Consider the following 24984-nt stretch of genomic DNA (forward strand, 5'->3'; position numbering starts at 1 on the left):
GGTGAGAACGTAACCATTACCGTAGAACTGATTGCCCCGATTGCGATGGAAGAAGGTCTGCGCTTTGCGATTCGCGAAGGTGGCCGTACGGTAGGTGCCGGTGTGGTTGCTTCTGTGATTGCTTAAGAAGGATAGCGAATAAATGGCAAACCAAAAAATCCGTATCCGTCTGAAAGCTTATGATTACAGTCTGATCGACCGTTCGGCTCAGGAAATCGTTGAAACCGCCAAACGTACCGGTGCCGTGGTAAAAGGCCCGATTCCGTTGCCGACCAAGATCGAGCGTTTCAACATCCTGCGTTCTCCGCACGTGAACAAAACTTCCCGTGAGCAGTTGGAGATCCGTACCCACTTGCGCCTGATGGACATCGTGGATTGGACTGACAAAACTACTGATGCGCTGATGAAGCTGGATCTGCCGGCCGGCGTGGATGTGGAAATTAAAGTTCAGTAATCGCTGCTTGCAGATTAAAAGCCGAACGACTTTTGTTGTTCGGCTTTTTGTTTGATGGATGGCTTGGTATTTTCAGGTAGCCTCTTTATAGATGCTAGGAATTGGCTACCTGAAAACAGGTAACAGGAATGCGTGGTTGCAGAAGTTTAATGTTGCGTATGTTGCTGCCAAAGGGAAAGAGTATGAGGAAAACGGAAGTTCTTCTTGAAAAGATTAGTGAAAATGTAGTATAGTTCACAACTTGGCATTTAAAGCCGAGTTTTTTGTTTTGTCCATTGGTCGGCCAATCGTAGCTGACCCCTTGTTATATAAGGAAAAATCATGACTTTAGGTCTGGTTGGGCGCAAAGTGGGGATGACCCGCGTGTTTACCGGGCAAGGTGTTTCCGTGCCGGTAACCGTGTTGGAAATGTCTCCTAATCGCGTCACTCAGGTAAAATCCAAAGATACCGACGGCTATGCTGCCGTTCAGGTTACCTTTGGTCAGAAAAAAGCAAGCCATGTGAATAAGGCGGGTGCCGGGCATTTTGCGAAAGCAGGTGTTGAGGCAGGTCGCGGTTTGCACGAGTTTGCTTTGTCTGAAGAAAAATTGGCTGAGCTGAAAGTTGGCGATGAAGTAACTGTTGCTATTTTCGAAGCTGGTCAGTTGGTGGATGTAACCGGTACCTCTAAAGGTAAAGGTTTCGCTGGTACGATTAAACGCCATAACTTCGGTGCGCAGCGTGCTTCTCACGGTAATTCCCGTTCCCATCGTGTTCCTGGTTCTATTGGTATGAACCAAGATCCGGGTCGAGTGTTCCCTGGTAAGCGCATGGCTGGTCAGTATGGTAACACTACTTCGACTGTGCAGTGCTTAGAGGTGGTTCGTGTGGATGCGGAGCGCAACCTGCTGTTGGTTAAGGGTTCTGTGCCTGGTGCTGTCAATGGTGATGTGGTTGTGCGCCCTAGCGTGAAAGTAGGTGCATAATGGAATTGAAAGTAATTGATAGTAAAGGCCAAGTTTCAGGTAGCCTTGCTGCTTCCGATGCCCTGTTTGCGCGTGAGTATAATGAGGCTTTGGTTCATCAGCTGGTTACTGCGTTTTTGGCAAATGCCCGTTCCGGCAATCGCGCACAGTTGACTCGTGCTGAAGTGAAGCACTCTACTAAGAAACCGTGGCGTCAAAAAGGGACTGGCCGTGCTCGTGCCGGTATGACTTCTTCTCCTTTGTGGAGAGGGGGTGGTCGTATATTCCCGAATAAGCCTGAAGAGAATTTTACTCAGAAGGTAAACCGTAAGATGTATCGTGCAGGTATTGCAACGATCTTGTCTCAGCTGGTTCGGGATGAACGTTTGTACGTTATTGAAGAGCTGTCTGCTGCTACGCCGAAAACCAAAGCTTTTGCCGAGCAGGTAAAGAATTTGGGTATGGAACAGGTATTGTTTGTTACCAAGCAATTGGATGAGAATGTGTACTTGTCTTCTCGCAACCTGCCTAATGTGCTGGTTTTAGAAGCTCAACAGATTGATCCGTATAGCTTGCTGCGTTACAAAAAAGTGGTGATTACCAAAGAGGCAGTTGCGCAACTTGAGGAGCAATGGGTATGAATCAACAACGCTTGATGAAAGTAATTTTGGCTCCTGTTGTATCTGAAAAGAGCAATCTGCTGGCCGAAAAACGTAATCAGATGACTTTTAAGGTACTGCCTGATGCTACTAAAGCTGAAATTAAAGCAGCTGTAGAGTTGTTGTTTGGTGTTCAGGTAGCCTCTGTAACCACTGTTGCAATCAAAGGCAAAGTGAAACGTTTTGGCCGCTCTTTGGGTCGGCGCAGTAACGTTAAGAAGGCTTATGTTGGCTTGGCTGCCGGACAGGAGCTGGATTTGGAAGCCGTTGCAGCAGCTGTAGATAAGGAATAAATACTATGGCTATTGTAAAAATGAAGCCGACTTCTGCAGGTCGCCGCGGTATGGTGCGCGTTGTTGCAGAAGGTCTGCATAAGGGTGCACCTTATGCGCCCTTGCTAGAAAAGAAAAATTCTATTGCTGGCCGTAATAACAATGGACACATCACTACTCGCCATAAGGGTGGTGGCCATAAGCATCATTATCGTATCGTGGATTTTAAGCGTGATAAAGATGGTATCCCTGCTAAGGTTGAGCGTATCGAATATGATCCTAATCGAACTGCGTTCATTGCTTTGCTCTGCTATGCAGATGGTGAGCGCCGTTATATTATTGCGCCACGTAATGTGGAAGCAGGTGCAGTATTGGTTTCTGGTTCGGAGGCGCCGATTAAAGCAGGTAATGCTTTGCCCATCCGTAATATTCCGGTAGGTACTACTGTACATTGCATCGAAATGAAACCGGGTAAAGGTGCACAGATTGCACGTTCTGCTGGGGCTTCGGCTGTTTTGCTGGCTAAAGAAGGGATTTATGCTCAAGTTCGCCTGCGTTCTGGTGAGGTTCGTAAGATCCATATCGATTGTCGGGCTACCATTGGCGAAGTTGGCAATGAAGAGCAAAGCCTGAAAAAAATTGGTAAAGCCGGTGCTAATCGTTGGCGAGGCATTCGCCCGACGGTTCGTGGTGTAGTGATGAACCCTGTTGACCATCCGCATGGTGGTGGTGAAGGTCGTACTGGTGAAGCTCGCGAACCTGTTAGCCCGTGGGGTACGCCTGCTAAAGGTTACCGGACTCGTAATAATAAGCGTACGGATAATATGATTGTCCGCCGTCGCTACTCAAATAAAGGTTAATTGATATGGCTCGTTCATTGAAAAAAGGCCCATATGTAGACCTGCATTTACTCAAAAAGGTGGATGCTGCTCGTTCAAGCAATGATAAGCGTCCGATTAAAACATGGTCGCGCCGTTCTACAATTTTGCCTGATTTTATTGGGTTGACGATTGCTGTACACAATGGGCGTACGCATGTCCCTGTATTTATCAGCGATAATATGGTAGGACATAAGCTGGGTGAGTTTGCATTGACTCGTACCTTTAAGGGACATTTGGCTGATAAAAAAGCCCAGAAATAAGGTGAATCATGAGAGTATCTGCACAACACAAAAATGCCCGTATTTCTGCTCAAAAAGCACGGTTAGTAGCTGATTTGGTCCGTGGTAAAGACGTAGAGCAAGCCTTGAATATTCTGACTTTTAGCACTAAAAAAGGTGCTGAGTTGATCAGAAAAGTGTTAGAGTCAGCTATTGCAAATGCCGAACACAACGAAGGTGCTGACATTGATGAGCTCAAGGTTGTTACTATTTTCGTTGATAAAGGGTCTAGTCTGAAACGGTTCCGTGCAAGAGCAAAAGGTCGCGGTAATCGTATTGAGAAACAAACATGTCATATTAACGTGACGGTGGGAAACTAAGGAAAAGCTATGGGACAAAAAATTAATCCAACTGGCTTTCGCTTGGCTGTAACTAAAGATTGGTCATCCAAGTGGTTTGCTAAGAGCACGGAGTTTTCTGCTGTTTTGAAGCAGGATATTGAGGTACGTGAGTATCTGCGGAAGCGGTTAGCTAATGCCATGGTAGGGCGTGTGGTGATTGAACGCCCTGCTAAGTCTGCCCGTATTACTATTCATACTGCTCGACCGGGTGTGGTTATTGGTAAGAAGGGGGAGGATATTGAAATATTAAAGCGCGATTTGCAAGGTTTGATGGGCGTTCCTGTGCATGTGAATATCGAAGAAATTCGCAAGCCTGAATTGGATGCTCAAGTAATTGCGGATGGTATTGCACAGCAACTAGAGAAACGTGTGCAATTTCGTCGAGCCATGAAGCGTGCAATGCAAAATGCTATGAGGACTGGAGCCAAAGGTATCAAAATAATGACCTCTGGTCGGTTGAATGGTGCTGATATTGCGCGTAGTGAATGGTATCGAGAAGGTCGCGTGCCATTGCATACTCTGCGTGCGGAAGTTGACTATGCTACCAGTGAAGCTCATACCACTTATGGTGTAATTGGATTGAAAGTATGGGTGTATAAAGGTGAAGCTGGTCAAGTAGTAGAAAATTCCGACCAAGAACATAAACGCAGAAAAGGAGGTGGTCGTCATGCTACAGCCGGTTAGAATGAAATACCGTAAGCAGCATAAAGGCCGTAATACAGGTATTGCTACTAATGGATATGATGTAAGTTTTGGTAACTTTGGATTGAAGGCTATTGGGCGAGGACGATTAACTGCTCGTCAAATTGAAGCTGCTCGCCGTGCCATGACTCGTCATATTAAGCGAGGTGGTCGTATTTGGATTCGAGTTTTCCCTGATAAACCTATTACTGAAAAGCCGATTCAGGTTCGTATGGGCGGGGGAAAGGGTTCTGTTGAATATTACGTAGCCGAAATTAAGCCTGGTAAAGTACTCTATGAAATGGATGGAGTGTCTGAAGCTTTGGCTAGGGAGGCATTTGCGTTAGCTGCTGCAAAATTGCCTATTCGTACAACTTTTGTGTCTCGGCAGGTAGGTAAATAATGAAGATGCTTGAGCTAAAAGATAAATCGCGAAGCCAACTGGAAGCTGATTTGATTGATTTGTTGAAGACGCAGTTTAGCTTGCGTATGCAACATGCAACAGGCCAACTGAATAAGAATAGTGAGCTAAAAAGAATTCGTCGGGATATTGCACGAATTAAAACTAAATTGGCTGAGAAAGGGAGTTCAGAGTCATGAGTAACGCGAGAATTGTTCGGACGTTGCAGGGTAAAGTTGTCAGCGATAAGATGGACAGAACAGTGACTGTTTTGGTTGAGCGTCGCGTGAAACACCCGCTATACGGAAAAATTATCCAGCGTTCTACGAAAATTCATGTGCATGATGAGCATAACGAGTGCAAGGTAGGAGATATAGTTGTGATTGCTGAGCACCGTCCTCTTTCAAAGACAAAAGCTTGGGTAGTTGAGCGCGTGATTGAAAAATCCCAGATAATTTAGTTGTAAATTTGATGTATTTTTAGCGAGCGGGACTTGCAGCGTTTTTTGTAAGACTGTATACTCCCGCTCTCTTCACTTCTATTTTTCTTTAGAAGTCTCTCCCTAAGCGGGGCCAATACTGATTTATTTATGGTTATCAGATAAATAGATTAAGTTGGTTAGTTGATAAAGGTAAGTTAAAAATGATTCAGATGCAGACAATTTTGGATGTTGCTGACAACTCTGGTGCGCGCCGAGTAATGTGTATTAAGGTGTTGGGTGGATCCAAGCGTCGCTATGCTAGCGTGGGCGACATTATTAAAGTGTCCGTAAAAGATGCTGCGCCTCGTGGAAGGGTAAAAAAAGGCGATGTGTATAATGCTGTTGTAGTGCGCACGGCAAAGGGTATTCGTCGCCCTGATGGTGCATTGATTAAGTTTGATAATAATGCAGCTGTTCTATTGAATGCTAAGTTGGAGCCTATGGGTACGCGTATTTTTGGCCCCGTTACGCGTGAATTGCGTACGGAAAGGTTTATGAAAATTGTGTCTTTGGCTCCTGAGGTTATTTAGAAATCAGTAATCCAAGAGGTGTGGTGATGAATAAAATTATTAAAGGCGACCAAGTCGTTGTTATTTCTGGCAAGGATAAGGGGAAAAAGGGTCAAGTGCTCAAAGTTATTGGGGATAAGGTAATTGTTGATGGGGTAAGCTTGGTTAAGCGCCACCAAAAACCGAATCCGTTGCGTGGTGTGGAAGGTGGTGTGATCGTGAAGAGTATGCCGATCCATATTGCTAAGGTGGCGCTTTTAAATAAAGAAACGCAGAAGGCTGACCGTGTGACTATTAAGATTGTTGAGACTGGTGGTCAGGTCAAGCGAGTCCGGGTGTTTAAGTCAACGGGTTCTGATGTTGCGTAAAGGCAATTAAGAGGATAATTTGAGATGGCACGTTTGAAAGAGTACTACATCGATACTGTGGTTCCTGCCTTAATTAAGCAGTTTGAATATAAGTCAATTATGGAGGTACCACGGATTGAGAAAATTACCCTGAATATGGGGGTTGGGGAAGCTGTTGCAGATAAGAAGGTGATGGAGTATGCGCTTGCTGATTTGGAAAGGATTTCTGGTCAGAAGCCTATTGTGACTTTGGCAAGAAAATCTATTGCCGGTTTTAAAATACGAGATAATTATCCTGTAGGCTGTAAAGTTACTTTGCGAAAAGAGAGAATGTTTGAATTTCTGGATCGCTTAATTACTATTGCTTTGCCGCGAGTAAGAGATTTCCGTGGAGTAAATGGAAAATCTTTTGATGGGCGTGGTAACTATAATATGGGTGTTCGAGAACAGATCATTTTCCCCGAGATAGAGTATGATAAAATTGATGCTCTAAGGGGCTTGAATATCACTATTACGACTACAGCTAAGACAGATGAGGAAGCAAAGGCTTTGCTTTCCCTTTTTAAATTTCCATTTAAAGGATGATCATGGCGAAAAAGGCGCTTATTAATCGAGAGGCTAAACGCGTTGCGCTCGCTCGTAAATACTCAGCAAAAAGGGCAGAGATTTTTTCAGTGATTCATGATTCTGCTGCTACAGATCAAGAGAAGTTTGAGGCTAGGTTAAAGCTTCAATCTATTCCGCGTAATGCTGCTCCTGTAAGGCAGAGAAGGCGATGTGCATTAACGGGACGTCCGCGTGGAACATTCCGTAAATTTGGATTAGGGCGTACAAAGATCAGAGAGATAGCTATGCGTGGCGAAATTCCTGGTGTTATTAAGGCTAGTTGGTAAAGTAGAGGATAGATAACAAAATGAGTATGCATGATCCTATTTCTGATATGCTGACGCGTATCCGTAATGCGCAGCAAGCAAGGAAAACGTCTGTTCTTATGCCTTCTTCTAAGCTGAAAAAAGCACTCGCTCAGGTATTGAAAGAAGAGGGGTATATAGAGGATTTCGCGATTTTGGTGGAGGGAAAACCTACGCTAGAAATTCGTTTGAAGTATTACTTGGGTAAGCCAGTTATAGAAAAAATTCAACGGGTTTCTAGGCCTGGTTTGAGAGTGTACAAGGCAGCAGATGCTATTCCTAATGTAATGAATGGTTTGGGCATTGCTATTGTTAGTACATCAAAGGGTGTAATGACTGGCCATAAGGCTCGTGCCTCTGGTGTAGGCGGCGAGTTGTTGTGTATTGTGGCTTAAGGTGGGTCGGAGGAGCATTTTAAAATGTCTAGGATAGCAAAAAGCCCAGTGGTAATTCCTACTGGTGTTGATGTCATTGTTGATGCTGGCAAGTTGATTGTAAAGAGTAAAGAAAACCAGTTAGTCTTGGATGTGCCTCAAGGAGTTTCTGTTCAATTTATTGATAATCACCTTGTCTTTGCTGCAGTAGATGATAGGAAAGAATCTAATGCATTATCTGGTACCGTCCGGGCGACTGCTGCGAACATGGTAAAAGGTGTGCTGGAAGGCTTTGAAAAAAAACTGCAGTTAGTTGGCGTTGGTTATCGTGCTCAAGCTCAAGGGCAAGTTTTGAATTTGTCACTTGGATTTTCACATCCTGTTGTGTATTCAATGCCGGAAGGTATTGTGGTTCAAACTCCATCGCCAACAGAGATTGTCTTGAGAGGAGTTGATAAGCAAATGGTTGGGCAAGTGGCTGCAGAGATTCGTGCCTTTAGGCCGCCTGAGCCTTATAAAGGTAAAGGAGTTCGCTACTTGGATGAGGTGGTTCTTCTTAAAGAAGCCAAGAAAAAATAATTAAGGAATTGCTAATAATGGATAAATATACTAGGAGAGTTCGTCGTGCATATAAAACGCGGGCTCGTATTAGGCAGCTAGGAATGGCTAGATTATGTGTTTTCCGCAGCAATAACCATATTTATGCGCAAATAATTGATGCTAGCGGATCTCGCGTACTATCTCAAGCTTCGACATTGGACAAAGAAATTCGAGAGAAAATCCAAGCGGGAAGTAATATTCAGGCAGCATTAGAGGTTGGCAAAGTAATTGCTGAAAAGGCTAAAGCGCTTGGTATAGAAAGGGTTGCTTTTGACCGCTCTGGTTTTCAATATCATGGACGCGTAAAAGCATTGGCTAATGCTGCACGTGAACATGGGTTGAATTTCTAATCTCAGAAATTTAACTCATAAGTAAATCAATTCATTAAGGATTAGAAATAATGGCAAAGCACGATATAGAAGAGCGTGGAGATGGCCTGATTGAAAAGATGGTTGCAGTGAATCGTGTCACCAAGGTAGTGAAGGGTGGACGGATTATGGCATTTTCTGCATTGACTGTGGTTGGTGATGGTGATGGACGTATTGGCATGGGGAAGGGAAAATCCAAAGAAGTACCTGTTGCTGTGCAGAAAGCCATGGATCAGGCCCGTCGCTCTATGATAAAGGTTTCTCTAAATAATGGAACGATTTATCATGAAGTCATTGGAAAGCATGGGGCGACAAAAGTTTTTATGCAGCCAGCAAAAGAAGGTAGTGGGGTGAAAGCTGGTGGGCCTATGCGTTTAATATTTGAAGCGATGGGGATCCATAATATCTCTGCCAAAGTGCATGGCTCTACTAACCCTTATAATATTGTGCGTGCTACTTTAGATGGGTTAGCAAAGTTATATACTCCTGCTGAAATTGCAGCAAAAAGAGGTATAACTGTAGAAGATTTGGGAGTTTAAGTATGGCAGAACAAAAAAAAATTACTGTGACGTTAGAAAGAAGCTTAATTGGCACTATTGAAGCACATCGTAAATGTGCTCAAGGGTTGGGCTTGCGATATAGGCAGCATTCGGTAGAGGTTCTTGATACTCCAGAGAATCGTGGAATGATTAATAAAATAAGTTATCTTTTAAAAGTTGGAGATTGAAGATGCTCTTGAATACTATTCAACCGGCTATCGGTTCTACTAAGAAAAAGCAACGAGTTGGTCGTGGCATTGGTAGCGGATTGGGGAAAACCTGTGGACGTGGGCACAAGGGGCAAAAAAGTCGAGCTGGTGGTTTTCACAAAGTAGGATTTGAAGGTGGGCAGATGCCTTTGCAGAGACGTTTACCAAAACGTGGGTTTAAGCCTATACAGATGAAACGGGTTAAGGTAATTACTTTATCTGACTTGAATAAAGTTGTTACCCCGGAAGTAAATTTGCTGCTCCTAAAGCAAAGTGGCTTGGTTGGCTCTAATGTTTGTGCAGTTAAAGTAGTTGCTACGGGTTCACTTTCTAAAGCTGTTATTGTGCGTTCAGATGTTAAAGTGACATTAGGCGCAAAACAGTCTATAGAGGCTGCTGGCGGTTCAGTTGAGTGAAGTTAACATTAAGTTGAGCTAAATAACTAGGTGGTAGATAAACAATAAGGTTGCAGAAGTGAAGGATTTAAAGAAAAGATTGTTATTTTTGCTCGGTGCTCTTATTGTTTTTCGAATAGGGGCCCATGTTCCTGTTCCGGGGGTTGATGCAGGGAAACTTGCAGAATCATTAGGAGGAGGGGCTGGAATCATAGGGATGTTTAATCTGTTCTCTGGTGGTTCCCTACAGCGATTTAGTATTTTTGCTATAGGGATAATGCCCTATATATCTGCTTCTATTATCATTCAATTGGTTGCAGAAGTTGTACCTTCTTTGAAGGCTTTAAAAAAGGAAGGTGAGGCAGGTAGGCGAACGCTGACCAAGTATACTAGGTGGGCAACTTTAGTTTTGGCAATTGTTCAATCTTCAGCTTTCCTTGCTTTTATTTATCAGCCTTCTATTGTCACAGTTGGCCGACTTGAGTTTGTTATTTCTGCAGTTGTTTGTTTAGTCACAGGTACTATGTTTTTGATGTGGCTAGGGGAGCAAATGACGGAGAGAGGAATTGGTAATGGAATTTCATTGCTGATTACAGCAGGCATCGTTGCTGCGCTTCCTAGCGCAATTGGTCAATTACTAGATTTAGCGAAAAATAACAGTAGTGTAATGATGGTGTTGTTTGTTTTGCTGGGAAGTCTGGGTTTGATTTATCTAGTTGTGTACATTGAAAGCGCACAAAGAAAAATTCCGGTTCATTATGCTCGTCGGCAGTTGGGCAATCGAATAGTACAAGGTCAAAAAACTCATTTGCCATTTAAAATTAATATGGCAGGGGTGATCCCACCAATTTTTGCATCTAGTATTATTTTATTCCCTTCCCAGATAATCGGGTGGCTAGGTAAAAGTGCCGATAATAATACATTAATTGAGTTCGTGGTAACGAATTTATCTCCAAATAAGCCAATGTATTCTATAGTATTTGCTATAGCAATTGTTTTCTTTTGCTATTTTTATACGGCGTTGGTATTCAGTCCTCGTGAAATGGCTGAGAATTTAAAGAAGAGTGGCGCCTTTGTACCAGGTATTCGCCCAGGGGAGCAGACATCTAATTATTTAGAAAAAGTGGTGATGAGGTTAACATTATTTGGAGCTTTGTACATTACTATCATATGCTTGATCCCTGAGTTTGTTACTGGAGTGCTGGGAATACCGTTTCACCTTGGAGGTACATCGCTGTTAATTTTGGTGGTTGTAACTATGGATTTTGGTACTCAAGTTGCATCATATCGGATGAATCAACAGTATGAGCATTTAATGAAAAAAAACTCCTCTAGAAAGTCTTTGTCGCAGTGAATAATTATGGCTAAAGAAGATACTATACAGCTGCAGGGTGAGGTGTTGGAAACTTTACCTAATGCAACGTTTAAAGTTAAACTCGAAAATGGTCATGAGGTTCTTGGGCATATCTCTGGGAAGATGAGAATGCATTACATCCGGATCTCACCAGGAGATAAAGTGACTGTAGAAATGACCCCTTATGATTTATCTCGTGCCCGTATTGTTTTTCGGGCTCGCTAATTAGAAAAGGAAATTAAATGCGTGTTCAACCGTCAGTGAAGAAAATTTGTCGGAATTGCAAAATTATTCGGCGTAATCGTGTTGTGCGAGTGATTTGTACCGATCCTCGTCATAAACAGCGGCAAGGTTAATTTGCTTCAAAATGGAAAATATGCTACTTTAACTAGCTTTTGGTCTTAAAGGAAACTAAAGAATGGCTCGTGTTGCAGGGGTAAATATTCCTAATAACGCCCATGTGGTGATTGGCTTACAAGCGATCTATGGGATTGGTGCAAGTCGTGCAAAATTAATTTGTGATAATGCACAGGTAGTGCCTACTACAAAAGTAAAGGATTTAACGGAAGGTCAGTTGGATGCTTTGCGTGAACAAGTGGCGCAGTATGAGGTTGAAGGTGATTTGCGTCGAGAAGTTACGATGAGTATCAAACGGTTAATTGATATGGGCTGCTATCGTGGATTTCGTCATCGTCGCGGGCTTCCGTGCCGTGGGCAGCGGACTAGAACTAATGCTCGTACAAGAAAAGGTCCACGTAAGGCAATTGCGGGTAAGAAAGGCTAGGAGAAATTTGAATGGCTAAAGCATCTACATCTACGCGTGTGCGTAAAAAAGTACGAAAAGTTGTAAGTGATGGCATTGTTCATGTGCATGCATCTTTCAACAATACAATCATTACAATTACTGATCGTCAGGGTAATGTTTTATCTTGGGCTACCTCTGGTGGCGCTGGATTTAAAGGATCCAGAAAAAGCACCCCGTTTGCTGCCCAAGTCGCAGCTGAGGCTGCGGGCAAGGCTGCTCAAGAGTATGGCGTCAAAAATTTAGAAGTCAAAATTAAGGGGCCGGGACCTGGTCGAGAGTCTTCTGTTCGTTCCCTGAATGCTATGGGTTTCAAAATTGTAAGCATTACAGATGTTACTCCATTGCCTCATAATGGATGTCGCCCTCCCAAAAAACGTCGTATTTAATCTGGAGTAATTAAGTTATGGCACGTTACATCGGCCCTAAATGTAAGTTGGCTCGTCGTGAAGGCACTGATCTTTTTTTGAAGAGTGCTCGTCGCTCACTTGAGTCTAAATGTAAGCTGGAAAATGCACCAGGGCAGCATGGTGCAAGAAAAGGTCGTCTTTCTGATTACGGCATTCAGTTGCGTGAAAAGCAAAAAATTCGCAGATTGTATGGTGTTTTAGAGAGACAATTCCGTCGCTATTTTGTTGAAGCTTCACGTCGTAAAGGTGCAACAGGTGAGCTTTTGCTACAATTGCTGGAATCACGCTTGGATAATGTGGTATACCGGATGGGGTTTGGTTCCACTCGTACTGAAGCTAGACAATTGGTATCTCACAAGTCTATTCTGGTGAATGGCCAGCTTGTTAATATCCCTTCTTATCAAGTTAAGGTTGGTGATGTTGTTTCTGTTCGCGAGAAAGCCAAGAAACAGGTTCGTATTCAGGACTCCTTGCAATTGGCAACGCAGATTGGTTTGCCGGGTTGGGTTTCTGTAGATGTTGATAAGCAGGAAGGCGTGTTTAGAAATGTACCGGATCGCGCTGACTTGTATAGTGATATTAACGAGCAGTTAGTGGTTGAATTCTATTCGAAATAATTTCATTGGCTCAAAAAAGGGGCAGTTAAATGCAAAACAGCACCTATGAATTTCTGAAGCCGCGACAAATTGATGTGGATGCTTTATCTGCAACGCGTGCGAAAGTTTTTATGGAGCCATTTGAGCGGGGTTTTGGTTATACATTAGGCAATGCGTTACGCCGCATATTGTTATCGTCAATGAATGGTTTTGCACCAACAGAAGTGGCGATTGATGGTGCATTGCATGAATATTCTACATTAGATGGTGTTCAGGAAGATGTGGTAGATATCTTGTTGAACATTAAGGGAGTGGTTTTTAAGCTGGAAGGACGCGACTCAGTTCAGGTCAGCTTGAATAAGGCTGGTAGCGGGGAAGTTACGGCTGCCGACTTGGAATTGCCCCATGATGTGGAAGTGATTAATCCAGAACATGTAATTTGCCGCTTATCAGATAATGGCAAAATTAATTTAACCATTACGGTTGAGAGGGGTCGTGGCTATCAGACGGTTGGTAGCAGGCACGACGAGCATAAGCAAATTGGTGCGATCCATTTGGATGCCAACTTCTCTCCTGTTCGTAGAGTGAGCTTTGAAGTACAGCCCGCTCGTGTGGAACAGCGTACTGACTTGGATTGCTTGATTTTAGATATTGAGACCAATGGTGCGATTGAGCCGGAAGAGGCAGTTCGTCGGGCAGCACGGATCTTGATTGATCAAATGTCGGTATTTGCGGATTTGCAAGGTACGCCGGTTGAAGAATCAAAAGAAGAGGCTCCTCCGATTGACCCCATCTTGTTGCGTCCGGTTGATGATTTGGAGTTAACGGTTCGGTCTGCCAATTGCTTGAAAGCCGAAGATATCTACTATATTGGTGATTTGATTCAGCGTACCGAGACCGAGTTGTTGAAAACGCCGAATCTTGGCAGAAAATCTTTGAATGAAATCAAAGAGGTTCTGGCTTCCAAAGGGTTGACTTTGGGTTCGAAATTGGATGTGTGGCCACCGGTTGGTTTGGATAAGCCGTAATATTTGTTTATAAAGGATAATAAAGTTATGCGTCATGGTAATGCTAACCGCAAATTGAACCGTACCAGCAGTCATCGTGCGGCAATGTTGCGCAATATGGCCAATTCACTTTTGACTCATGAGTCAATCGTGACTACTCTGCCGAAAGCCAAAGAGCTGAGAAGAGTGGTTGAGCCCTTGATTACTTTGGGTAAGAAGCCCTCTCTGGCGAACCGCCGCACTGCATTCAATCGTACCCGCGACAGAGATGTGGTAGTGAAGCTGTTTGACGAGCTGGGTGGTCGTTTTGCCAATCGCAATGGTGGTTATGTTCGTATTTTGAAATACGGCTTCCGCAAAGGCGACAATGCTCCGCTGGCTTTGGTGCAGCTGACTGATTTGGCTCCCACTGATGTGGCAGCAGAGTAATATCACGCTGCTGCATTAAGCCTGCTGTGATTTAAAGCTGAATTTTATGTGTTTGCATAGAATTCAGCTTTATTAATTTTTACAAGTTATGCCATGAACACGCCCCACACCTTATCCGAATTCCGACGCGGTATCAAAGAGGCCGCCCCCATCATCATCGGAATGATACCGTTTGCCTTGATCTTGGGGGCACAGGCAGCACGGAAAGGCATGAGCTGGTTGGAAACCATCTTGATGATGGGTTTGAACTTTGCCGGCGGTTCAGAATTTGCGGCAGTTGGTTTGTGGCATAGCCCCTTGCCGGTGCTGCTGATTATCGGCACCACGCTGTTGATTAACAGCCGGCATATCCTGATGGGCATCGCTTTTATCCCCTTCATCCGGCACTTGCCGTTGAAGCAGCTTTTGCCCGCCTTGTTTGTGATGACCGATGAAAGCTGGGCAATGAGCCTGACTGACGCCCGGAAACGTCAGAAGGCAGGCCTGCCCGCATTCAGCCTGCCTTATTATTTCGGCACGGCGCTTCCGCTTTATGCCTTATGGGTGTCTTGCGGTTTTATCGGTGCCAGGTTTGGTTATTTGCTGGGCAATGTGGAAAAACTCGGTTTTGGCATGGCCTTCCCTGCCGTGTTTTTGGTGCTAATACGCAGCATGTGGACAACCTGGCGGGCTGCCGTGCCGTGGCTGGTGAGCTTGGTTGTTGCCGCTGCCAGCTATTTGATGCTGCCGCACAGCGGCTGGTATGTTTTGTTCGGCACCTTTGCCGGGCTGCTTGCTGCATCGTTCGGGCAGGGAGGCGAAGTAGAATGATTAGCTGGGCTTCCTTTTTCACCATCCTGGGCATGCTCGCCGTAACTTATTCCACCCGCCTGCTCGGCTTTTTCGCCTTCCGTAACCGCGTGCTTTCGCCGCGCGCCAAACGCGTGATGACTGCCGCGCCAGGCTGCGTGCTGATTTCCGTGATCGCCCCCAACTTCGTTTCCAATAAACCACACGAACTGATTGCCCTTGCCATCACCCTGCTTGCCGCCAGCCGCCTTCCCATGCTGCCCACCGTGCTGATTGGCGTGGCCAGCAGCGGCATACTGGGCTGGCTGATGGCTTGATTCTGCCTAAACGCGTCGGCTTTGCCGCGCCAAATTTTCAGGTAGCCTCTGCTACACCTCATCCCTCCCCCTCGGTATAATTCCTGCATAACATTTCATCCGGCCCAGCCGCCCATTCAAGGAAACACCATGCCCCGTCAAGAATCTCCGCCTCACTCTCCTCACCCCGCACGACCTGCCCCTGCATTGCGGCGGCCCCAACCACGAAACCTGGAACGGCCACCCCCGCGTGTTCCTGCCCATTGCCGACAACGGCCGCATCGAATGCCCCTATTGCGGCAGCATCTATCAGCTCCAAGGCGAAGCCAAAGGGCACCACTAATCCGGCAGCACACGCCTTACCCGCCCATAAAGGCTACCTGAAAATTCTCTAGCCGAAGCCCGCATGCCCCAAACCATCCTCATCATCTCCCCCTCCTGGATCGGCGACTGCGTGATGACGCAGCCGCTCTACCGCCGCCTGCACGAGCTCCATCCCGGCTGCCGGATTGATGTGTTCGCGCCCAAATGGTCGATGGCCGTATTTGAGCGGATGCCCGAAATCAGCCAAATCCTGGAAAACCCGTTTGCCCACGGCGCCCTGCAGCTGCGCCGCCGCTGGCAGCTGGGCAAAGCGCTCGGGCAGCGCGGCTACGACCAAGTCATCGTGCTGCCCGGCTCCTTCAAATCCGCGCTCATCGCCCGCGCCAGCCGCATTCCCCTGCGCACCGGCTACGTGGGTGAGAGCCGCTATCCGCTGCTCAACGACATCCGCAAGCTCGACAAAGCCGCCCTGCCGCTGATGGTAGACCGCTATACCGCGCTGGCCTACCCGAAACACCAGCCCTTCGAGCCGCGCCCCGATTTCCCCCGCCTTGCCATCGACAAAGCCAGCCGCCAAGCCGCCCTCGCCAAACACGGGCTCAACGCCGAACGCCCCATCGCCGCCTTCTGCCCCGGCGCCGAATACGGCCCGGCCAAGCGCTGGCCGCCGCGCCACTTTGCCGAGCTGGCCAAACGTTATGCCGCCGAGGGCTGCCAAATTTGGCTGTTCGGCTCGGCCAAAGATTTCCCGATTGCCGAAGAAGTGCAGCAGCTTTCAGGTAGCCTGTGCGTGAACTTGTGCGGGCAAACCAGCCTGTCGGAAGCAATCGATTTGCTCTCGCTGGCGCACATCGTGGTGTGCAACGACAGCGGTCTGATGCACCTTGCCGCCGCACTGGATCGCCCGCTGGCCGCCGTGTATGGCTCGTCCAGCCCCGAGCACACGCCGCCCCTGAGCCCGCATGCGCAAGTGGTGAGCCTGCGCCTGGAGTGCAGCCCCTGCTTCAAGCGCGAATGCCCGCTCGGCCACACCAACTGCCTCAACCAACTCCTGCCCGATTTGGTGCACCAGGCCGGCTGCCGCGCCATCCAATCCCACTCCGCCGACACCCCCGATCATGACTGAAACCACCCTGGTTTGGTTCCGCCGCGATTTGCGCACTGACGACCAGCCCGCCTTGCAGCTGGCCGCGTGCGCCGGCCGGCCGCTGGTGGGCGCCTATGTGTGGCCGCCGCAAGAAGGGCTCACGGCGCAGCGGCGCTATTTTATTTGGCAATGCTTGCAGGATTTGGCTGCCCGGCTGGCCGAGGTTGGCATACCGCTGTATGTGCAGGAGGGCAGGGCGGATCAGGCGCTGGCCGGTTTGGCGGCGCGTTGCCGGGCGGCGGCGCTGGTGTGCGCGGCAGATGCCGATTTGCCGCCATCCCTGCCGGCGGCTTTGGCGGCGCAGGGCTGCGCGCTGCACACGGTGGCCGACGGCTTGTTGCAGCAGCCGCACCAGTTTGCGCTGCCGCCGTATTTAGACGAAGCGGCCTTTGCCCATTTTCAGGTAGCCTGGCAGGCAGCCTGCGCCGAACAATACGCGCATTGGCAGGCGTCCGCCTGGCCGCCGCCGGGTTTGGCCGAACAGCAAAACAGGCTACCTGAAAACCTGCGCCATGCCCCGCCGTTGCCCGCTGTGCCCGCCGCGCGATTGGCCATTCACGGCGGTGAAACGGCGGCGCGGCGGCAGTGGGCAGAATTTTTGCCCAAGCTGGCGCACTATGCCGTGCTGCGCGATTTGCCGGCGCAGCACGGCGGCTCGCAGCTTTCCCCGCATTGGCACTTCGGCACGCTGTCGCCGCGGCGGGCGTGGTCGGAGGCGGCGCACTTGCCCGAAGTGGCGGCATGGCTGAAGGAATGGGCGCGGCGCGAGTTTTTCGTGCACTATTTCCGCCAGTATCCCGCAGCAGGGCAAAGGCTGAGGCTACCTGAAAGCGAGTGCAACGAGTTTCGCCAAAACGAGCAGACTGCCGGGGAAAACAGCGAACGGCTGATCAGCGCCTGGCAGCGCGGTGAAACCGGCTATCCGCTGGTAGATGCCTCCATGCGCCTGCTGCACGACACCGGCTGGCTGCCGCCCAGCTTGCGCCGATTGTGCGCACTGTTTTTCTGCCGCGTGTTGCTGTGCGACTGGCAGCGGGGCGCGGATTGGTTTGCGCGGCGGCTGCTGGATTTCGAGCCGGCGGTGAACCGGGGCAACTGGCTGCTGGCGGCGGGCTTGGGCGGTCGGCCGGCGCAGTCGCAGCCGTTCAATCCGGTGGTGTGGTCGCAAAAGCTCGACCCGAGCGGGCAGTTTATCCGCCGCCACCTGCCGCAGCTGGCGCATTTGGACAGCCGCGACATCCACGCGCCGTGGCGCTCGGCGGCGGAAGTGAACACCCACGGCTATCCCGTGCCGGTGGCGGATTTCCGTGCGGCACAAGAGCGTTGGCGCGAGAGAGGGGCTACCTGAAAATATAGTGGATTAACAAAAACCAGTACAGCGTTGCCTCGCCTTGCCGTACTACTTGTACTGTCTGCGGCTTCGTCGCCTTGTCCTGATTTTTGTTAATCCACTATAGGATAACCGCCGGAACAGTCTAGCCGTTCCGGCGGTTTGGTTTTTAGCTTACGTTGAGGCTCGCGTTTTTGCTGTGCAGAAACTCGCTACACTCGTTTTCAGGTAGCCTGAAGCGGCGGCTTTGGCAAATGCGGGCAAATCGGGCATGATTCGGTTTGAGTGAAACTGGTAAACAGGAAAAAGGCAGATGGAAATTTATCTGGTGGGCGGCGCGGTGCGCGATGCTTTGTTGGGCAATCCGGTGAAAGACCGCGATTGGGTGGTGGTGGGGGCGGATGCGCCGGCCATGCTGGCGGCGGGCTACCGGCCGGTGGGCAAGGATTTTCCGGTGTTCCTGCACCCGGAAACGCAGGAGGAATACGCGCTGGCGCGCACCGAGCGTAAAACCGGCCGCGGCTATGCCGGCTTCACTTTCCACGCCGAGCCGGACGTTACCCTGGAGCAAGACCTGCAACGCCGCGACCTCACCATCAACGCCATCGCACAAAGCGCCGACGGGCAGATTATCGACCCCTTCGGCGGGCAGGCCGATTTGGCCGCCGGCATCCTGCGCCACGTCTCCCCCGCCTTCGCCGAAGACCCTGTGCGGATTTTGCGCACGGCGCGCTTTGCCGCCCGCTACGGTTTTCAGGTAGCCCCCGAAACCTTGGCGCTGATGCGCGAAATGGTGCAAAACGGCGAGGCCGACGCGCTGGTGGCTGAGCGCGTGTGGCAGGAATTTGCACGCGGGCTGATGGAGGCGCGGCCGGTGCGCATGATGGAAATTCTGCGCGAATGCGGCGCGCTCGCCGTGCTGCTGCCCGAGGTGGACGCCCTGTTCGGCGTGCCGCAGCGGGCGGATTACCACCCCGAAATCGACTGCGGCATCCACGCCCTGCTGGTGCTGCAAAGCGCCGCCGATGCCGGCCTGAGCCTGCCCGAACGCTACGCCGCGCTGCTGCACGATTTGGGCAAGGCCAAAACCCCGCCCCATATCCTGCCCTCGCATTATGGCCACGAAGAAGCCGGCGTGCCGCTGGTGCAGGCGGTAAACCGGCGCTGGAAGGTGCCCAAAGCCTGCGCCGAGCTGGCCTTGCAGGTGTGCCGCTGGCACGGGCGGCTGCACAGCGTGGCCGAGCTGCGGCCGCAAACCGCCGCCAAAATTTTGCAGCACACCGATGCCTACCGCCGGAGCGAGCGCTTCGCCGCCATGCTCAACGTGTGCCGCGCCGACGCGCAAGGCCGCCTCGGCTTCGAGCACGCCGCCTACCCGCAGCGCGAACACTGGCTCGCCCTGCTTGCCGCTGCGCAGCAAACCGACACCGCCGCCATTGCCGCCGCCCATGCTGAGCAGCCGCAGCGCATCGCCGAAGCCATCGCTGCCGACCGCTTGGCGCGGATCAAGCCCTTGCAGGAAGCGTATCGGCAGGCAAACAGGAAGTCCGGAGGGAGCTAGGGCAGGGGGTTTCTAGCCGCGCTGAAGCCGGAATTTTCAGGTAGCCTGCACGCAGGAGAAAGGCTACCTGAAAATGAAGTGAAAACGGGCAGAGGGATAATAGGATGAAATCGAAAGGGAAAATATGTTGAATAAATCAGATGTGAAAGCGTTTTGTATCCGATTGGCGGAGGAGCACCCCGGCTGGGAATATAAGGCGAACATTTTCAAGAATAAGACATTGAAGCATTCGGAGATTTGGATTGATCCGGGTTGGGTGTTACACCTATCAGCCATGCCACATGTGCTTGTTTTCAATAAATCTGTTACTAAAATCGTTAGAGAAAGTTTTCAGGGCATACATATGCCAAAATGGACTACTGGAATGGCTATTCTTAGCCCTGATGCGCACAATCATGCCATGATTTATCAGAAATTGGTGCATACCTTACCTGTTGCTGAAGTTTATATTCATGATTTTTTTAAGCGTGGTTTGGATTTGGTTGAGCGTTATTTCAGTAATCCGGATGAAAAAGAATTCTTGACTAACTACCCTATCTATGGAGAATTTCCTGAACCATGCAGTATGTATGGTTACGAAGGGCTGGGTGATTGTATTGCTCGGGCAGTTGCATTAGATTTTGAATATGTAGAACATTTTATTAATGATGATTTTCCAATGATTCGAGCAATTTGCGAGACTCGACGCGAACGCGTAGCCCAATGGCTGCCCATATGGAAAGAACGCGCCGCCGAAACTGGCAGCATCCTGCCACCGAAGAAGCAATAAAGTCGGCCGGGTATTGCAGGAATATTTTTCAGGTAGCCTGTATTCGGTATGGGCTACCTGAAAATTTTTGGTTTGCTTATTTCAAGCCTGCCGTTTGATCAAACCGGCGTTTTATCCAAGCTTGGCGGGCAGGAAAGAGGCTACCTGAAAAAGTTTGCCGTATTGGGGCGCTCATTTTTAACTTCGTTGAAGCTCACGCTTTCAGGTAGCCTTTTGCCGTGCCGAAAGCCGACGCCGCCGTTTCTTGGAATAGCAACGGCGGCGTTTCCTTTATCCGCGCGCATTCGGCGGCGCGGCGGCTGCGGCTATAAGCAGGCCAGCTCGCCGGCGAGCATGTCGGTGATTTGCTCTCGCGCTCGGACGAGGCGGAATTCGCTGCCGTTCACCAACACTTCGGCGGCGCGGGCGCGGGTGTTGTAGTTGCTGGCCATGCTGGCGGCGTAGGCGCCGGCGCTGTGCACCACCAAAAGGTCGCCGGCTTGGGCGGCGATGCGGCGGTTTTGCGCGAGGAAGTCGCCGGTTTCGCACACGGGGCCGACGATGTCGGCGGTGAAGGGCGCGCCGGGCTGGGGGTTGGTGTTGTCGATGTGGTGGTAGGCCTGATAGAGGGCGGGGCGCATCAGGTCGTTCATGGCGGCGTCGGCGATCACGAAGTGTTTGTCGCCGTTGCGTTTGACGCGCTCCACGCGGGTGAGCAGCAGGCCGGCGTTGCCCACCAGGCTGCGCCCGGGCTCGAGGATGAGCGAGAGCTTTCTGCCGCCGAGCAGTTGGCGCAGGGCTTGGGCGTAGGCGGGCAGGTCGGGCGGGGTTTCGTCGTGATACACGATGCTGATGCCGCCGCCGAGGTCGATGTGTTCGAGCTCGATGCCTTGCGCGGCGAGGCGGTCTACCAGGGCGAGCATGCGTTCGCAGGCTTCCACCAGCGGGGCGAGGTTGGTGAGCTGGGAGCCGATGTGGCAGTCGATGCCGGTGATGCGCAGATGCGGCAGGGAGGCGGCATGGCGGTAGGCGGCTTCGGCGTCTTCCATGGCGATGCCGAATTTGTTGGCTTTGAGGCCGGTGGAGATATAGGGATGGGTTTGCGCGTCCACATCGGGGTTGATGCGCAGCGACACGGGCGCCACCGTGCCTAAGCCGGCGGCGGCTTCGTTGAGCTGGTCGAGCTCGGGCAGGCTTTCCACGTTGAAGCACTTGATGCCGGCTTCCAAGGCATACACCATCTCGGCGCGGCTTTTGCCCACGCCGGAGAAAATGGTTTTGTCGGCGCGGCCGCCGGCGGCCAGCACGCGCGCCAGCTCGCCGCCGGACACGATATCGAAGCCGCTGCCCAATCGGGCAAAATGGCGCAGGATGCTCAGGTTGCCGTTGGCCTTCACGGCGTAGCACAGCAGGGGGTTCAGCCCGGAAAAGGCGGCGGTGTAGCTTTGGTAGGCTTCGGTGAGCGCGGCCTGGCTATACACATACAGCGGCGTGCCAAACTGTTCGGCCAGCGCGTCGAGGGAAACGTTTTCGCAATATAAAGACATGGTTATTTGCTTTGGGGGAGGGGAGGCTGCTCAACATCGGGCATGGGCGCGATGGGGGTGAATTGCAGGCCGGTTTGCACCGGGGCGAAACGGGCGCGGTCGCCTTCTTTGGGCAGGTAGAGGTCGCCTTTATAGCCGCAGGCGCTCAAAAGCAGCACGGCGGCGAGGGCGGGGAAAAGGGTGCGTGTCATCATGGTTCGAAATTGCCTGAAACAGGCGGCTGTGGCAAGATGGCGAATCTTAAACAAAAACGCCGGCAGATACAAACCATCATGACCGAAACCGAATTTTTGCGCTATTCCGACCAACTGTTTGCCCACATCGAAGACCAGCTCGACCAGTGCGGCGCCGATTTCGACTGCGAGCACAACGGCAACGTGCTCACCATCGAAGCCGACGACGGCACGCAGATTATCGTAAACCGCCACACGCCGAACCAGGAATTGTGGATTGCCGCCAAAAGCGGTGGCTACCACTTCGCCCTGCGCGACGGGCAATGGCGCTCCACCCGAGACGGTAGCGGCTTTTTCGCCGTGCTGAACGAAGTGCTGGGCGCGGCGGCGGGGCAGGCGGTGGAGATTGTGGCGTTATAATTTCAGGTAGCCCCTGCATGAGCGGCGGGCGTAGGGCAGGCTACCTGAAAAATGGTTTTCAGGTAGCCTGCATAGACTTAAGGAGAGAGAAAATGCGGAAATTTCTAGCGGTATCGTTGGTGCTGGCGTGCGGTTTGGCTCAAGCGGCGCCGGCCGAACGGGCGTATCGGTTTGCCGATTACCCCAGCCCAATTTATCAGGGCGCCCGCCACCCTGTGCAGCTGACGCAGCAATGGCGCGATATGCGCACGCGGATTAGGGAAGGCTACCAGTCTGGCAAAATCGGTTTTGCCGGAAGCTATGTTGCTGTGACGTGGGGCTGCGGAACGCAATGCCTGAATGGAGCGCTGGTGGACGCGCGCAGCGGGAAAATCTATGAGCTCACGCCCTTGTCCACCGACCACCCTTTGAACGCCTGCTATCGGGCAGACGGCTCGATGGAGCCGGATATATTCCACTATCAGGCCGGCAGCCGCCTGTTTATCACCGAAAATTGCCATTATGCCGATATAGCGGGGCGCGAGGATGTGGTTACCCAGTTTAAAACCATTTATGTGTATCAATGGCTGGAGCAGCAGAAGCGGTTTGAACTGTTGAGCAAAACCGTGCAGCGGAGCAGCGTGCCGGCCGAGGCAAGGTATTAGGCAGCGGCACAGTGCAGATGGTTTTGCGGTGATGGCATCGGCAAAGGCTACCTGAATGGTTTTCAGGTAGCCTTTGCCATTTAAGGCCGCTGCTTGATTTTATGCAATACCATGCCGATAACGATGGCGCAGAGCAGCAGGCCGAAGGCCGCCGGCAGGACAACGGCGTAGCCCGCTGCCTGGCTGTAACGGATACCCCACAGGATTTTGCCTGCGGCGGCCGCGGCTAAGCAGAGCAGCCCAAGGCGCGGTTTGCGCTGCCAGAATGCGGCGGCAATCAGCGTTAGGCTCAGGACAACCATGCCCGATGCCAAGATTTTGGCCGTATTCCAGCTGCCGAGCAGGAAGTTTTGCTCCATGGCCAAAAACGGCCGGATACGTTCGTTTGGGGTGGCGGGTGGGGGAAACCAAAACATACTGCTGAGCAGCAGCAACAAGGTGGCCCAAATACCGGCGTGGCTTCGGCGGTAGGCAGCGAGACAGAAAGGGATGAGGAATAGCGGGCGGATATACCAGCTCAGGGGATTGTGATGCCGTGCGAATGCCCAATGGAAAAAGCGGCTGTCGGTAAAAAAAAGTGGTAATTAGGGCAGTGCCGAGCAGGGCGAATAGGATGGCGGCAGCACGATCGATGGTGGGTCGGTTCATGGGGTGTTTAATATAAAAGGCTACCTGAAAACGGTTTGGATGCTTTCAGGTAGCCTTTGCTTTAGCGGTGTTGGATGGTCCAGCAGCGGTGGATTTTGCGGTTGCGGAAGTCTTCGGGCACGGATTGGCGGCTGATTTCCGATATGGCGTAGCGTTCGGCCAGGGCGGGCTCGAGCTCGAAGCTGCGCAGGTTGTTGGAGAAATAAAGCGTGCCGCCGGGCTCGAGCAGCTGCATGGTGTCGCGGATGAGACGGGGGTGGTCGCGCTGGATGTCGAGGATGTCGAGCATTTTTTTGCTGTTGGAAAAGCTGGGCGGGTCCATCACGATGAGGTCGAAGCGCTTGCTTTCGGCGGCGTTTTGCAAATATTGAAATACGTCGGCGCGGATGATTTGGTGCTGTTCGGGGGGGATGTTGTTGAGGGCGAAGTTGCGGCGGGCCCAGTCGAGGTAGGTGTTGGAGAGATCGACGGTTTCGCTGGAGGCCGCGCCGCCGGTGGCGGCATACACGCTGAAGCTGCCGGTGTAGGCGAAAAGGTTGAGGAAGCGTTTGCCGGCGGCTTGGCTGCCTACCAGGGCGCGGGTGTTGCGGTGGTCGAGGAAGAGGCCGGTGTCGAGGTATTTGTCGAGGTTTACCCAGAAGGCGCGGCCGTGTTCGTGCACGATGAAGTCTTCGCCGCTGCGGCCGGTTTTTTCGTATTGGCTGCTGCCGCGCTGGCGGCTGCGTTGTTTGAGGTGGATGTGTTCGGCGGGAAAGCCGGTGATGAAGCGCACGGCTTCGACTACTTCGGCAAGCCAGGCTTGGTAGTCGGCTTCCTGCATGATCCAGCCGGTGTCGTATTCCTGCAAATGAACGTGTTCGTCGTAAATGTCGATGGCGAAGGGGTATTGCGGGATGTCGCGGTCGTAGAGGCGCCAGGCTTCTATATGATGCCGCCGCGCCCATTTGATGAGGTGTTTGGCGTTTTTGCCGAGGCGGTTGGCGAAGGCGGTGATTTCGCTCATGGAAGGCTACCTGAAAAATAAAAGGGCTATTTTATCGCCAAGCGGCGGGGCGCTCCAAACGGATGCCGGCGCATTTTCAGGTAGCCTGAAGTGTATGGCCGTGTAAACCCGA

General features: G+C 50.8%; 43 protein-coding genes. 39 read left to right on the top strand and 4 right to left on the bottom strand.

Annotated features, from left to right (window positions below; all coding sequences use genetic code 11):
• The 37 genes from A7P95_RS11780 to A7P95_RS10015 all read left to right on the top strand — a co-directional run.
• A partial coding sequence (locus tag A7P95_RS11780; RefSeq protein ID WP_082890679.1) for an EF-Tu C-terminal domain-related protein occupies positions 1-126 on the top strand: 126 nt, incomplete at its 5' end.
• 16 nt (positions 127-142) lie between these two features.
• Positions 143-454: a 30S ribosomal protein S10 gene (gene rpsJ / locus A7P95_RS09865; RefSeq protein WP_002642322.1), complete on the top strand. Its 312-nt coding sequence runs from the start codon at positions 143-145 to the stop codon at positions 452-454.
• Between the two features lie 321 nt (positions 455-775).
• A complete protein-coding gene (rplC, locus tag A7P95_RS09870; protein ID WP_067594750.1) occupies positions 776-1420 on the top strand; it encodes a 50S ribosomal protein L3 in 645 nt (214 codons plus the stop codon).
• A complete protein-coding gene (gene rplD / locus A7P95_RS09875) occupies positions 1420-2040 on the top strand; it encodes a 50S ribosomal protein L4 (protein ID WP_067594753.1) in 621 nt (206 codons plus the stop codon). The genes rplC and rplD overlap by 1 nt, the downstream gene beginning before the upstream one ends.
• Entirely contained in the window at positions 2037-2351 is a 315-nt protein-coding gene (rplW, locus tag A7P95_RS09880) for a 50S ribosomal protein L23 (RefSeq protein WP_179945919.1), read from the top strand. The genes rplD and rplW overlap by 4 nt, the downstream gene beginning before the upstream one ends.
• Positions 2352-2356: 5 nt before the next feature.
• The gene (rplB, locus tag A7P95_RS11285; protein ID WP_082890796.1) at positions 2357-3190 is read left to right on the top strand and encodes a 50S ribosomal protein L2; all 834 of its coding nucleotides are present in this window, start codon (positions 2357-2359) and stop codon (positions 3188-3190) included.
• Positions 3191-3195: 5 nt separating this feature from the next.
• Positions 3196-3471, top strand: coding sequence for a 30S ribosomal protein S19 (rpsS, locus tag A7P95_RS11290; RefSeq protein ID WP_082890797.1), 276 nt, complete (start codon positions 3196-3198; stop codon positions 3469-3471).
• 8 nt (positions 3472-3479) lie between these two features.
• Positions 3480-3809: a 50S ribosomal protein L22 gene (gene rplV, locus A7P95_RS09890; protein WP_067594762.1), complete on the top strand. Its 330-nt coding sequence runs from the start codon at positions 3480-3482 to the stop codon at positions 3807-3809.
• Positions 3810-3818: 9 nt separating this feature from the next.
• The gene (gene rpsC / locus A7P95_RS09895) at positions 3819-4514 is read left to right on the top strand and encodes a 30S ribosomal protein S3 (protein WP_067594766.1); all 696 of its coding nucleotides are present in this window, start codon (positions 3819-3821) and stop codon (positions 4512-4514) included.
• On the top strand, positions 4498-4914 hold the full coding sequence (rplP, locus tag A7P95_RS09900; RefSeq protein WP_067594769.1) for a 50S ribosomal protein L16: 417 nt from the start codon (positions 4498-4500) through the stop codon (positions 4912-4914). Before rpsC ends, rplP begins: the two co-directional genes overlap by 17 nt.
• Entirely contained in the window at positions 4914-5111 is a 198-nt protein-coding gene (gene rpmC / locus A7P95_RS09905) for a 50S ribosomal protein L29 (protein ID WP_067594772.1), read from the top strand. The genes rplP and rpmC overlap by 1 nt, the downstream gene beginning before the upstream one ends.
• On the top strand, positions 5108-5371 hold the full coding sequence (gene rpsQ, locus A7P95_RS09910) for a 30S ribosomal protein S17 (protein ID WP_067594775.1): 264 nt from the start codon (positions 5108-5110) through the stop codon (positions 5369-5371). The genes rpmC and rpsQ overlap by 4 nt, the downstream gene beginning before the upstream one ends.
• A gap of 182 nt (positions 5372-5553) precedes the next feature.
• Complete coding sequence (gene rplN, locus A7P95_RS09915) at positions 5554-5922, top strand: 50S ribosomal protein L14 (protein WP_067594778.1); 369 nt, start codon at positions 5554-5556, stop codon at positions 5920-5922.
• 26 nt (positions 5923-5948) lie between these two features.
• Positions 5949-6269 (top strand): 50S ribosomal protein L24, encoded by a 321-nt coding sequence (rplX, locus tag A7P95_RS09920; RefSeq protein WP_067594781.1) that lies wholly within the window; start codon positions 5949-5951, stop codon positions 6267-6269.
• A 24-nt stretch (positions 6270-6293) separates the two neighbouring features.
• Positions 6294-6833 (top strand): 50S ribosomal protein L5, encoded by a 540-nt coding sequence (gene rplE / locus A7P95_RS09925; protein ID WP_067594784.1) that lies wholly within the window; start codon positions 6294-6296, stop codon positions 6831-6833.
• A gap of 2 nt (positions 6834-6835) precedes the next feature.
• Positions 6836-7141 (top strand): 30S ribosomal protein S14, encoded by a 306-nt coding sequence (rpsN, locus tag A7P95_RS11295; protein ID WP_082890798.1) that lies wholly within the window; start codon positions 6836-6838, stop codon positions 7139-7141.
• A 20-nt stretch (positions 7142-7161) separates the two neighbouring features.
• Positions 7162-7554 (top strand): 30S ribosomal protein S8, encoded by a 393-nt coding sequence (gene rpsH / locus A7P95_RS09930; RefSeq protein WP_067594787.1) that lies wholly within the window; start codon positions 7162-7164, stop codon positions 7552-7554.
• A 24-nt stretch (positions 7555-7578) separates the two neighbouring features.
• Positions 7579-8112: a 50S ribosomal protein L6 gene (gene rplF, locus A7P95_RS09935; RefSeq protein ID WP_067594790.1), complete on the top strand. Its 534-nt coding sequence runs from the start codon at positions 7579-7581 to the stop codon at positions 8110-8112.
• A gap of 17 nt (positions 8113-8129) precedes the next feature.
• Positions 8130-8483, top strand: coding sequence for a 50S ribosomal protein L18 (rplR, locus tag A7P95_RS09940; RefSeq protein WP_067594794.1), 354 nt, complete (start codon positions 8130-8132; stop codon positions 8481-8483).
• 50 nt (positions 8484-8533) lie between these two features.
• Positions 8534-9040: a 30S ribosomal protein S5 gene (rpsE, locus tag A7P95_RS09945; RefSeq protein WP_067594797.1), complete on the top strand. Its 507-nt coding sequence runs from the start codon at positions 8534-8536 to the stop codon at positions 9038-9040.
• A 2-nt stretch (positions 9041-9042) separates the two neighbouring features.
• Entirely contained in the window at positions 9043-9228 is a 186-nt protein-coding gene (gene rpmD, locus A7P95_RS11300; protein ID WP_082890799.1) for a 50S ribosomal protein L30, read from the top strand.
• A 2-nt stretch (positions 9229-9230) separates the two neighbouring features.
• Positions 9231-9665, top strand: a complete 435-nt coding sequence (rplO, locus tag A7P95_RS09950) for a 50S ribosomal protein L15 (RefSeq protein ID WP_067594800.1) — start codon at positions 9231-9233, stop codon at positions 9663-9665.
• 58 nt (positions 9666-9723) lie between these two features.
• Positions 9724-10998 carry a preprotein translocase subunit SecY gene (secY, locus tag A7P95_RS09955; RefSeq protein ID WP_179945920.1) on the top strand — a complete coding sequence of 425 codons (1275 nt, stop codon included), beginning with the start codon at positions 9724-9726 and terminating at the stop codon, positions 10996-10998.
• 6 nt (positions 10999-11004) lie between these two features.
• A complete protein-coding gene (infA, locus tag A7P95_RS11305) occupies positions 11005-11223 on the top strand; it encodes a translation initiation factor IF-1 (RefSeq protein WP_082890800.1) in 219 nt (72 codons plus the stop codon).
• A gap of 17 nt (positions 11224-11240) precedes the next feature.
• Positions 11241-11354 carry a 50S ribosomal protein L36 gene (gene rpmJ, locus A7P95_RS11310; protein ID WP_003697674.1) on the top strand — a complete coding sequence of 38 codons (114 nt, stop codon included), beginning with the start codon at positions 11241-11243 and terminating at the stop codon, positions 11352-11354.
• 62 nt (positions 11355-11416) lie between these two features.
• Positions 11417-11782 (top strand): 30S ribosomal protein S13, encoded by a 366-nt coding sequence (gene rpsM / locus A7P95_RS09960; protein WP_067594806.1) that lies wholly within the window; start codon positions 11417-11419, stop codon positions 11780-11782.
• A gap of 11 nt (positions 11783-11793) precedes the next feature.
• On the top strand, positions 11794-12189 hold the full coding sequence (gene rpsK, locus A7P95_RS09965) for a 30S ribosomal protein S11 (protein ID WP_067594809.1): 396 nt from the start codon (positions 11794-11796) through the stop codon (positions 12187-12189).
• Positions 12190-12206: 17 nt separating this feature from the next.
• The gene (rpsD, locus tag A7P95_RS09970; protein WP_067594813.1) at positions 12207-12827 is read left to right on the top strand and encodes a 30S ribosomal protein S4; all 621 of its coding nucleotides are present in this window, start codon (positions 12207-12209) and stop codon (positions 12825-12827) included.
• Positions 12828-12856: 29 nt separating this feature from the next.
• Positions 12857-13834: a DNA-directed RNA polymerase subunit alpha gene (locus A7P95_RS09975; protein ID WP_067594817.1), complete on the top strand. Its 978-nt coding sequence runs from the start codon at positions 12857-12859 to the stop codon at positions 13832-13834.
• 27 nt (positions 13835-13861) lie between these two features.
• Positions 13862-14242, top strand: a complete 381-nt coding sequence (gene rplQ / locus A7P95_RS09980; RefSeq protein WP_067594818.1) for a 50S ribosomal protein L17 — start codon at positions 13862-13864, stop codon at positions 14240-14242.
• Between the two features lie 93 nt (positions 14243-14335).
• A complete protein-coding gene (locus tag A7P95_RS09985) occupies positions 14336-15052 on the top strand; it encodes an AzlC family ABC transporter permease (protein WP_067594821.1) in 717 nt (238 codons plus the stop codon).
• Positions 15049-15348 (top strand): AzlD family protein, encoded by a 300-nt coding sequence (locus A7P95_RS09990; RefSeq protein WP_067594824.1) that lies wholly within the window; start codon positions 15049-15051, stop codon positions 15346-15348. The genes A7P95_RS09985 and A7P95_RS09990 overlap by 4 nt, the downstream gene beginning before the upstream one ends.
• A gap of 175 nt (positions 15349-15523) precedes the next feature.
• Positions 15524-15670 (top strand): zinc-finger domain-containing protein, encoded by a 147-nt coding sequence (locus A7P95_RS09995; RefSeq protein ID WP_245636611.1) that lies wholly within the window; start codon positions 15524-15526, stop codon positions 15668-15670.
• A gap of 63 nt (positions 15671-15733) precedes the next feature.
• Positions 15734-16777 carry a lipopolysaccharide heptosyltransferase II gene (waaF, locus tag A7P95_RS10000; RefSeq protein WP_067594831.1) on the top strand — a complete coding sequence of 348 codons (1044 nt, stop codon included), beginning with the start codon at positions 15734-15736 and terminating at the stop codon, positions 16775-16777.
• Positions 16770-18146 carry an FAD-binding domain-containing protein gene (locus tag A7P95_RS10005; RefSeq protein WP_067594833.1) on the top strand — a complete coding sequence of 459 codons (1377 nt, stop codon included), beginning with the start codon at positions 16770-16772 and terminating at the stop codon, positions 18144-18146. The genes waaF and A7P95_RS10005 overlap by 8 nt, the downstream gene beginning before the upstream one ends.
• A 295-nt stretch (positions 18147-18441) precedes the next feature.
• Positions 18442-19689: a multifunctional CCA addition/repair protein gene (locus A7P95_RS10010; RefSeq protein WP_067594836.1), complete on the top strand. Its 1248-nt coding sequence runs from the start codon at positions 18442-18444 to the stop codon at positions 19687-19689.
• A gap of 124 nt (positions 19690-19813) precedes the next feature.
• Positions 19814-20458: a hypothetical protein gene (locus A7P95_RS10015; RefSeq protein WP_067594839.1), complete on the top strand. Its 645-nt coding sequence runs from the start codon at positions 19814-19816 to the stop codon at positions 20456-20458.
• 305 nt (positions 20459-20763) lie between these two features.
• Here the strand turns inward: A7P95_RS10015 and lysA are convergent, their stop codons facing one another.
• Complete coding sequence (lysA, locus tag A7P95_RS10020; protein WP_067594842.1) at positions 20764-21984, bottom strand: diaminopimelate decarboxylase; 1221 nt, start codon at positions 21982-21984, stop codon at positions 20764-20766.
• A 2-nt stretch (positions 21985-21986) separates the two neighbouring features.
• Entirely contained in the window at positions 21987-22178 is a 192-nt protein-coding gene (lptM, locus tag A7P95_RS10025; RefSeq protein WP_370632680.1) for an LPS translocon maturation chaperone LptM, read from the bottom strand.
• Between the two features lie 75 nt (positions 22179-22253).
• Between lptM and cyaY the strand changes: the two genes are divergently transcribed.
• Both cyaY and A7P95_RS10035 read left to right on the top strand, forming a co-directional pair.
• On the top strand, positions 22254-22577 hold the full coding sequence (cyaY, locus tag A7P95_RS10030) for an iron donor protein CyaY (RefSeq protein WP_067595248.1): 324 nt from the start codon (positions 22254-22256) through the stop codon (positions 22575-22577).
• Positions 22578-22669: 92 nt separating this feature from the next.
• On the top strand, positions 22670-23221 hold the full coding sequence (locus A7P95_RS10035) for a hypothetical protein (RefSeq protein WP_156503581.1): 552 nt from the start codon (positions 22670-22672) through the stop codon (positions 23219-23221).
• 80 nt (positions 23222-23301) lie between these two features.
• Here A7P95_RS10035 and A7P95_RS11315 read toward each other — a convergent pair whose 3' ends face one another.
• A complete protein-coding gene (locus A7P95_RS11315) occupies positions 23302-23637 on the bottom strand; it encodes a hypothetical protein (RefSeq protein ID WP_156503582.1) in 336 nt (111 codons plus the stop codon).
• A gap of 293 nt (positions 23638-23930) precedes the next feature.
• A complete protein-coding gene (locus A7P95_RS10045) occupies positions 23931-24872 on the bottom strand; it encodes a class I SAM-dependent methyltransferase (protein ID WP_067594848.1) in 942 nt (313 codons plus the stop codon).
• Between the last annotated feature and the right edge of the window lie 112 nt (positions 24873-24984).

This window comes from Eikenella longinqua (genome assembly GCF_001648355.1).
Classification (GTDB): Bacteria; Pseudomonadota; Gammaproteobacteria; order Burkholderiales; family Neisseriaceae; genus Eikenella; species Eikenella longinqua.

Coding starts and splice junctions, on each gene's coding strand:
- rpsJ (WP_002642322.1), top strand. CDS start 143: ATGGCAAACCAAAAAATCCGTATCCGTCTGAAAGCTTATGATTACAGT.
- rplC (WP_067594750.1), top strand. CDS start 776: ATGACTTTAGGTCTGGTTGGGCGCAAAGTGGGGATGACCCGCGTGTTT.
- rplD (WP_067594753.1), top strand. CDS start 1,420: ATGGAATTGAAAGTAATTGATAGTAAAGGCCAAGTTTCAGGTAGCCTT.
- rplW (WP_179945919.1), top strand. CDS start 2,037: ATGAATCAACAACGCTTGATGAAAGTAATTTTGGCTCCTGTTGTATCT.
- rplB (WP_082890796.1), top strand. CDS start 2,357: ATGGCTATTGTAAAAATGAAGCCGACTTCTGCAGGTCGCCGCGGTATG.
- rpsS (WP_082890797.1), top strand. CDS start 3,196: ATGGCTCGTTCATTGAAAAAAGGCCCATATGTAGACCTGCATTTACTC.
- rplV (WP_067594762.1), top strand. CDS start 3,480: ATGAGAGTATCTGCACAACACAAAAATGCCCGTATTTCTGCTCAAAAA.
- rpsC (WP_067594766.1), top strand. CDS start 3,819: ATGGGACAAAAAATTAATCCAACTGGCTTTCGCTTGGCTGTAACTAAA.
- rplP (WP_067594769.1), top strand. CDS start 4,498: ATGCTACAGCCGGTTAGAATGAAATACCGTAAGCAGCATAAAGGCCGT.
- rpmC (WP_067594772.1), top strand. CDS start 4,914: ATGAAGATGCTTGAGCTAAAAGATAAATCGCGAAGCCAACTGGAAGCT.
- rpsQ (WP_067594775.1), top strand. CDS start 5,108: ATGAGTAACGCGAGAATTGTTCGGACGTTGCAGGGTAAAGTTGTCAGC.
- rplN (WP_067594778.1), top strand. CDS start 5,554: ATGATTCAGATGCAGACAATTTTGGATGTTGCTGACAACTCTGGTGCG.
- rplX (WP_067594781.1), top strand. CDS start 5,949: ATGAATAAAATTATTAAAGGCGACCAAGTCGTTGTTATTTCTGGCAAG.
- rplE (WP_067594784.1), top strand. CDS start 6,294: ATGGCACGTTTGAAAGAGTACTACATCGATACTGTGGTTCCTGCCTTA.
- rpsN (WP_082890798.1), top strand. CDS start 6,836: ATGGCGAAAAAGGCGCTTATTAATCGAGAGGCTAAACGCGTTGCGCTC.
- rpsH (WP_067594787.1), top strand. CDS start 7,162: ATGAGTATGCATGATCCTATTTCTGATATGCTGACGCGTATCCGTAAT.
- rplF (WP_067594790.1), top strand. CDS start 7,579: ATGTCTAGGATAGCAAAAAGCCCAGTGGTAATTCCTACTGGTGTTGAT.
- rplR (WP_067594794.1), top strand. CDS start 8,130: ATGGATAAATATACTAGGAGAGTTCGTCGTGCATATAAAACGCGGGCT.
- rpsE (WP_067594797.1), top strand. CDS start 8,534: ATGGCAAAGCACGATATAGAAGAGCGTGGAGATGGCCTGATTGAAAAG.
- rpmD (WP_082890799.1), top strand. CDS start 9,043: ATGGCAGAACAAAAAAAAATTACTGTGACGTTAGAAAGAAGCTTAATT.
- rplO (WP_067594800.1), top strand. CDS start 9,231: ATGCTCTTGAATACTATTCAACCGGCTATCGGTTCTACTAAGAAAAAG.
- infA (WP_082890800.1), top strand. CDS start 11,005: ATGGCTAAAGAAGATACTATACAGCTGCAGGGTGAGGTGTTGGAAACT.
- rpmJ (WP_003697674.1), top strand. CDS start 11,241: ATGCGTGTTCAACCGTCAGTGAAGAAAATTTGTCGGAATTGCAAAATT.
- rpsM (WP_067594806.1), top strand. CDS start 11,417: ATGGCTCGTGTTGCAGGGGTAAATATTCCTAATAACGCCCATGTGGTG.
- rpsK (WP_067594809.1), top strand. CDS start 11,794: ATGGCTAAAGCATCTACATCTACGCGTGTGCGTAAAAAAGTACGAAAA.
- rpsD (WP_067594813.1), top strand. CDS start 12,207: ATGGCACGTTACATCGGCCCTAAATGTAAGTTGGCTCGTCGTGAAGGC.
- A7P95_RS09975 (WP_067594817.1), top strand. CDS start 12,857: ATGCAAAACAGCACCTATGAATTTCTGAAGCCGCGACAAATTGATGTG.
- rplQ (WP_067594818.1), top strand. CDS start 13,862: ATGCGTCATGGTAATGCTAACCGCAAATTGAACCGTACCAGCAGTCAT.
- A7P95_RS09985 (WP_067594821.1), top strand. CDS start 14,336: ATGAACACGCCCCACACCTTATCCGAATTCCGACGCGGTATCAAAGAG.
- A7P95_RS09990 (WP_067594824.1), top strand. CDS start 15,049: ATGATTAGCTGGGCTTCCTTTTTCACCATCCTGGGCATGCTCGCCGTA.
- waaF (WP_067594831.1), top strand. CDS start 15,734: ATGCCCCAAACCATCCTCATCATCTCCCCCTCCTGGATCGGCGACTGC.
- A7P95_RS10005 (WP_067594833.1), top strand. CDS start 16,770: ATGACTGAAACCACCCTGGTTTGGTTCCGCCGCGATTTGCGCACTGAC.
- A7P95_RS10010 (WP_067594836.1), top strand. CDS start 18,442: ATGGAAATTTATCTGGTGGGCGGCGCGGTGCGCGATGCTTTGTTGGGC.
- A7P95_RS10015 (WP_067594839.1), top strand. CDS start 19,814: ATGTTGAATAAATCAGATGTGAAAGCGTTTTGTATCCGATTGGCGGAG.
- lysA (WP_067594842.1), bottom strand. CDS start 21,984: ATGTCTTTATATTGCGAAAACGTTTCCCTCGACGCGCTGGCCGAACAG.
- lptM (WP_370632680.1), bottom strand. CDS start 22,178: ATGATGACACGCACCCTTTTCCCCGCCCTCGCCGCCGTGCTGCTTTTG.
- A7P95_RS10035 (WP_156503581.1), top strand. CDS start 22,670: ATGCGGAAATTTCTAGCGGTATCGTTGGTGCTGGCGTGCGGTTTGGCT.
- A7P95_RS11315 (WP_156503582.1), bottom strand. CDS start 23,637: ATGTTTTGGTTTCCCCCACCCGCCACCCCAAACGAACGTATCCGGCCG.
- A7P95_RS10045 (WP_067594848.1), bottom strand. CDS start 24,872: ATGAGCGAAATCACCGCCTTCGCCAACCGCCTCGGCAAAAACGCCAAA.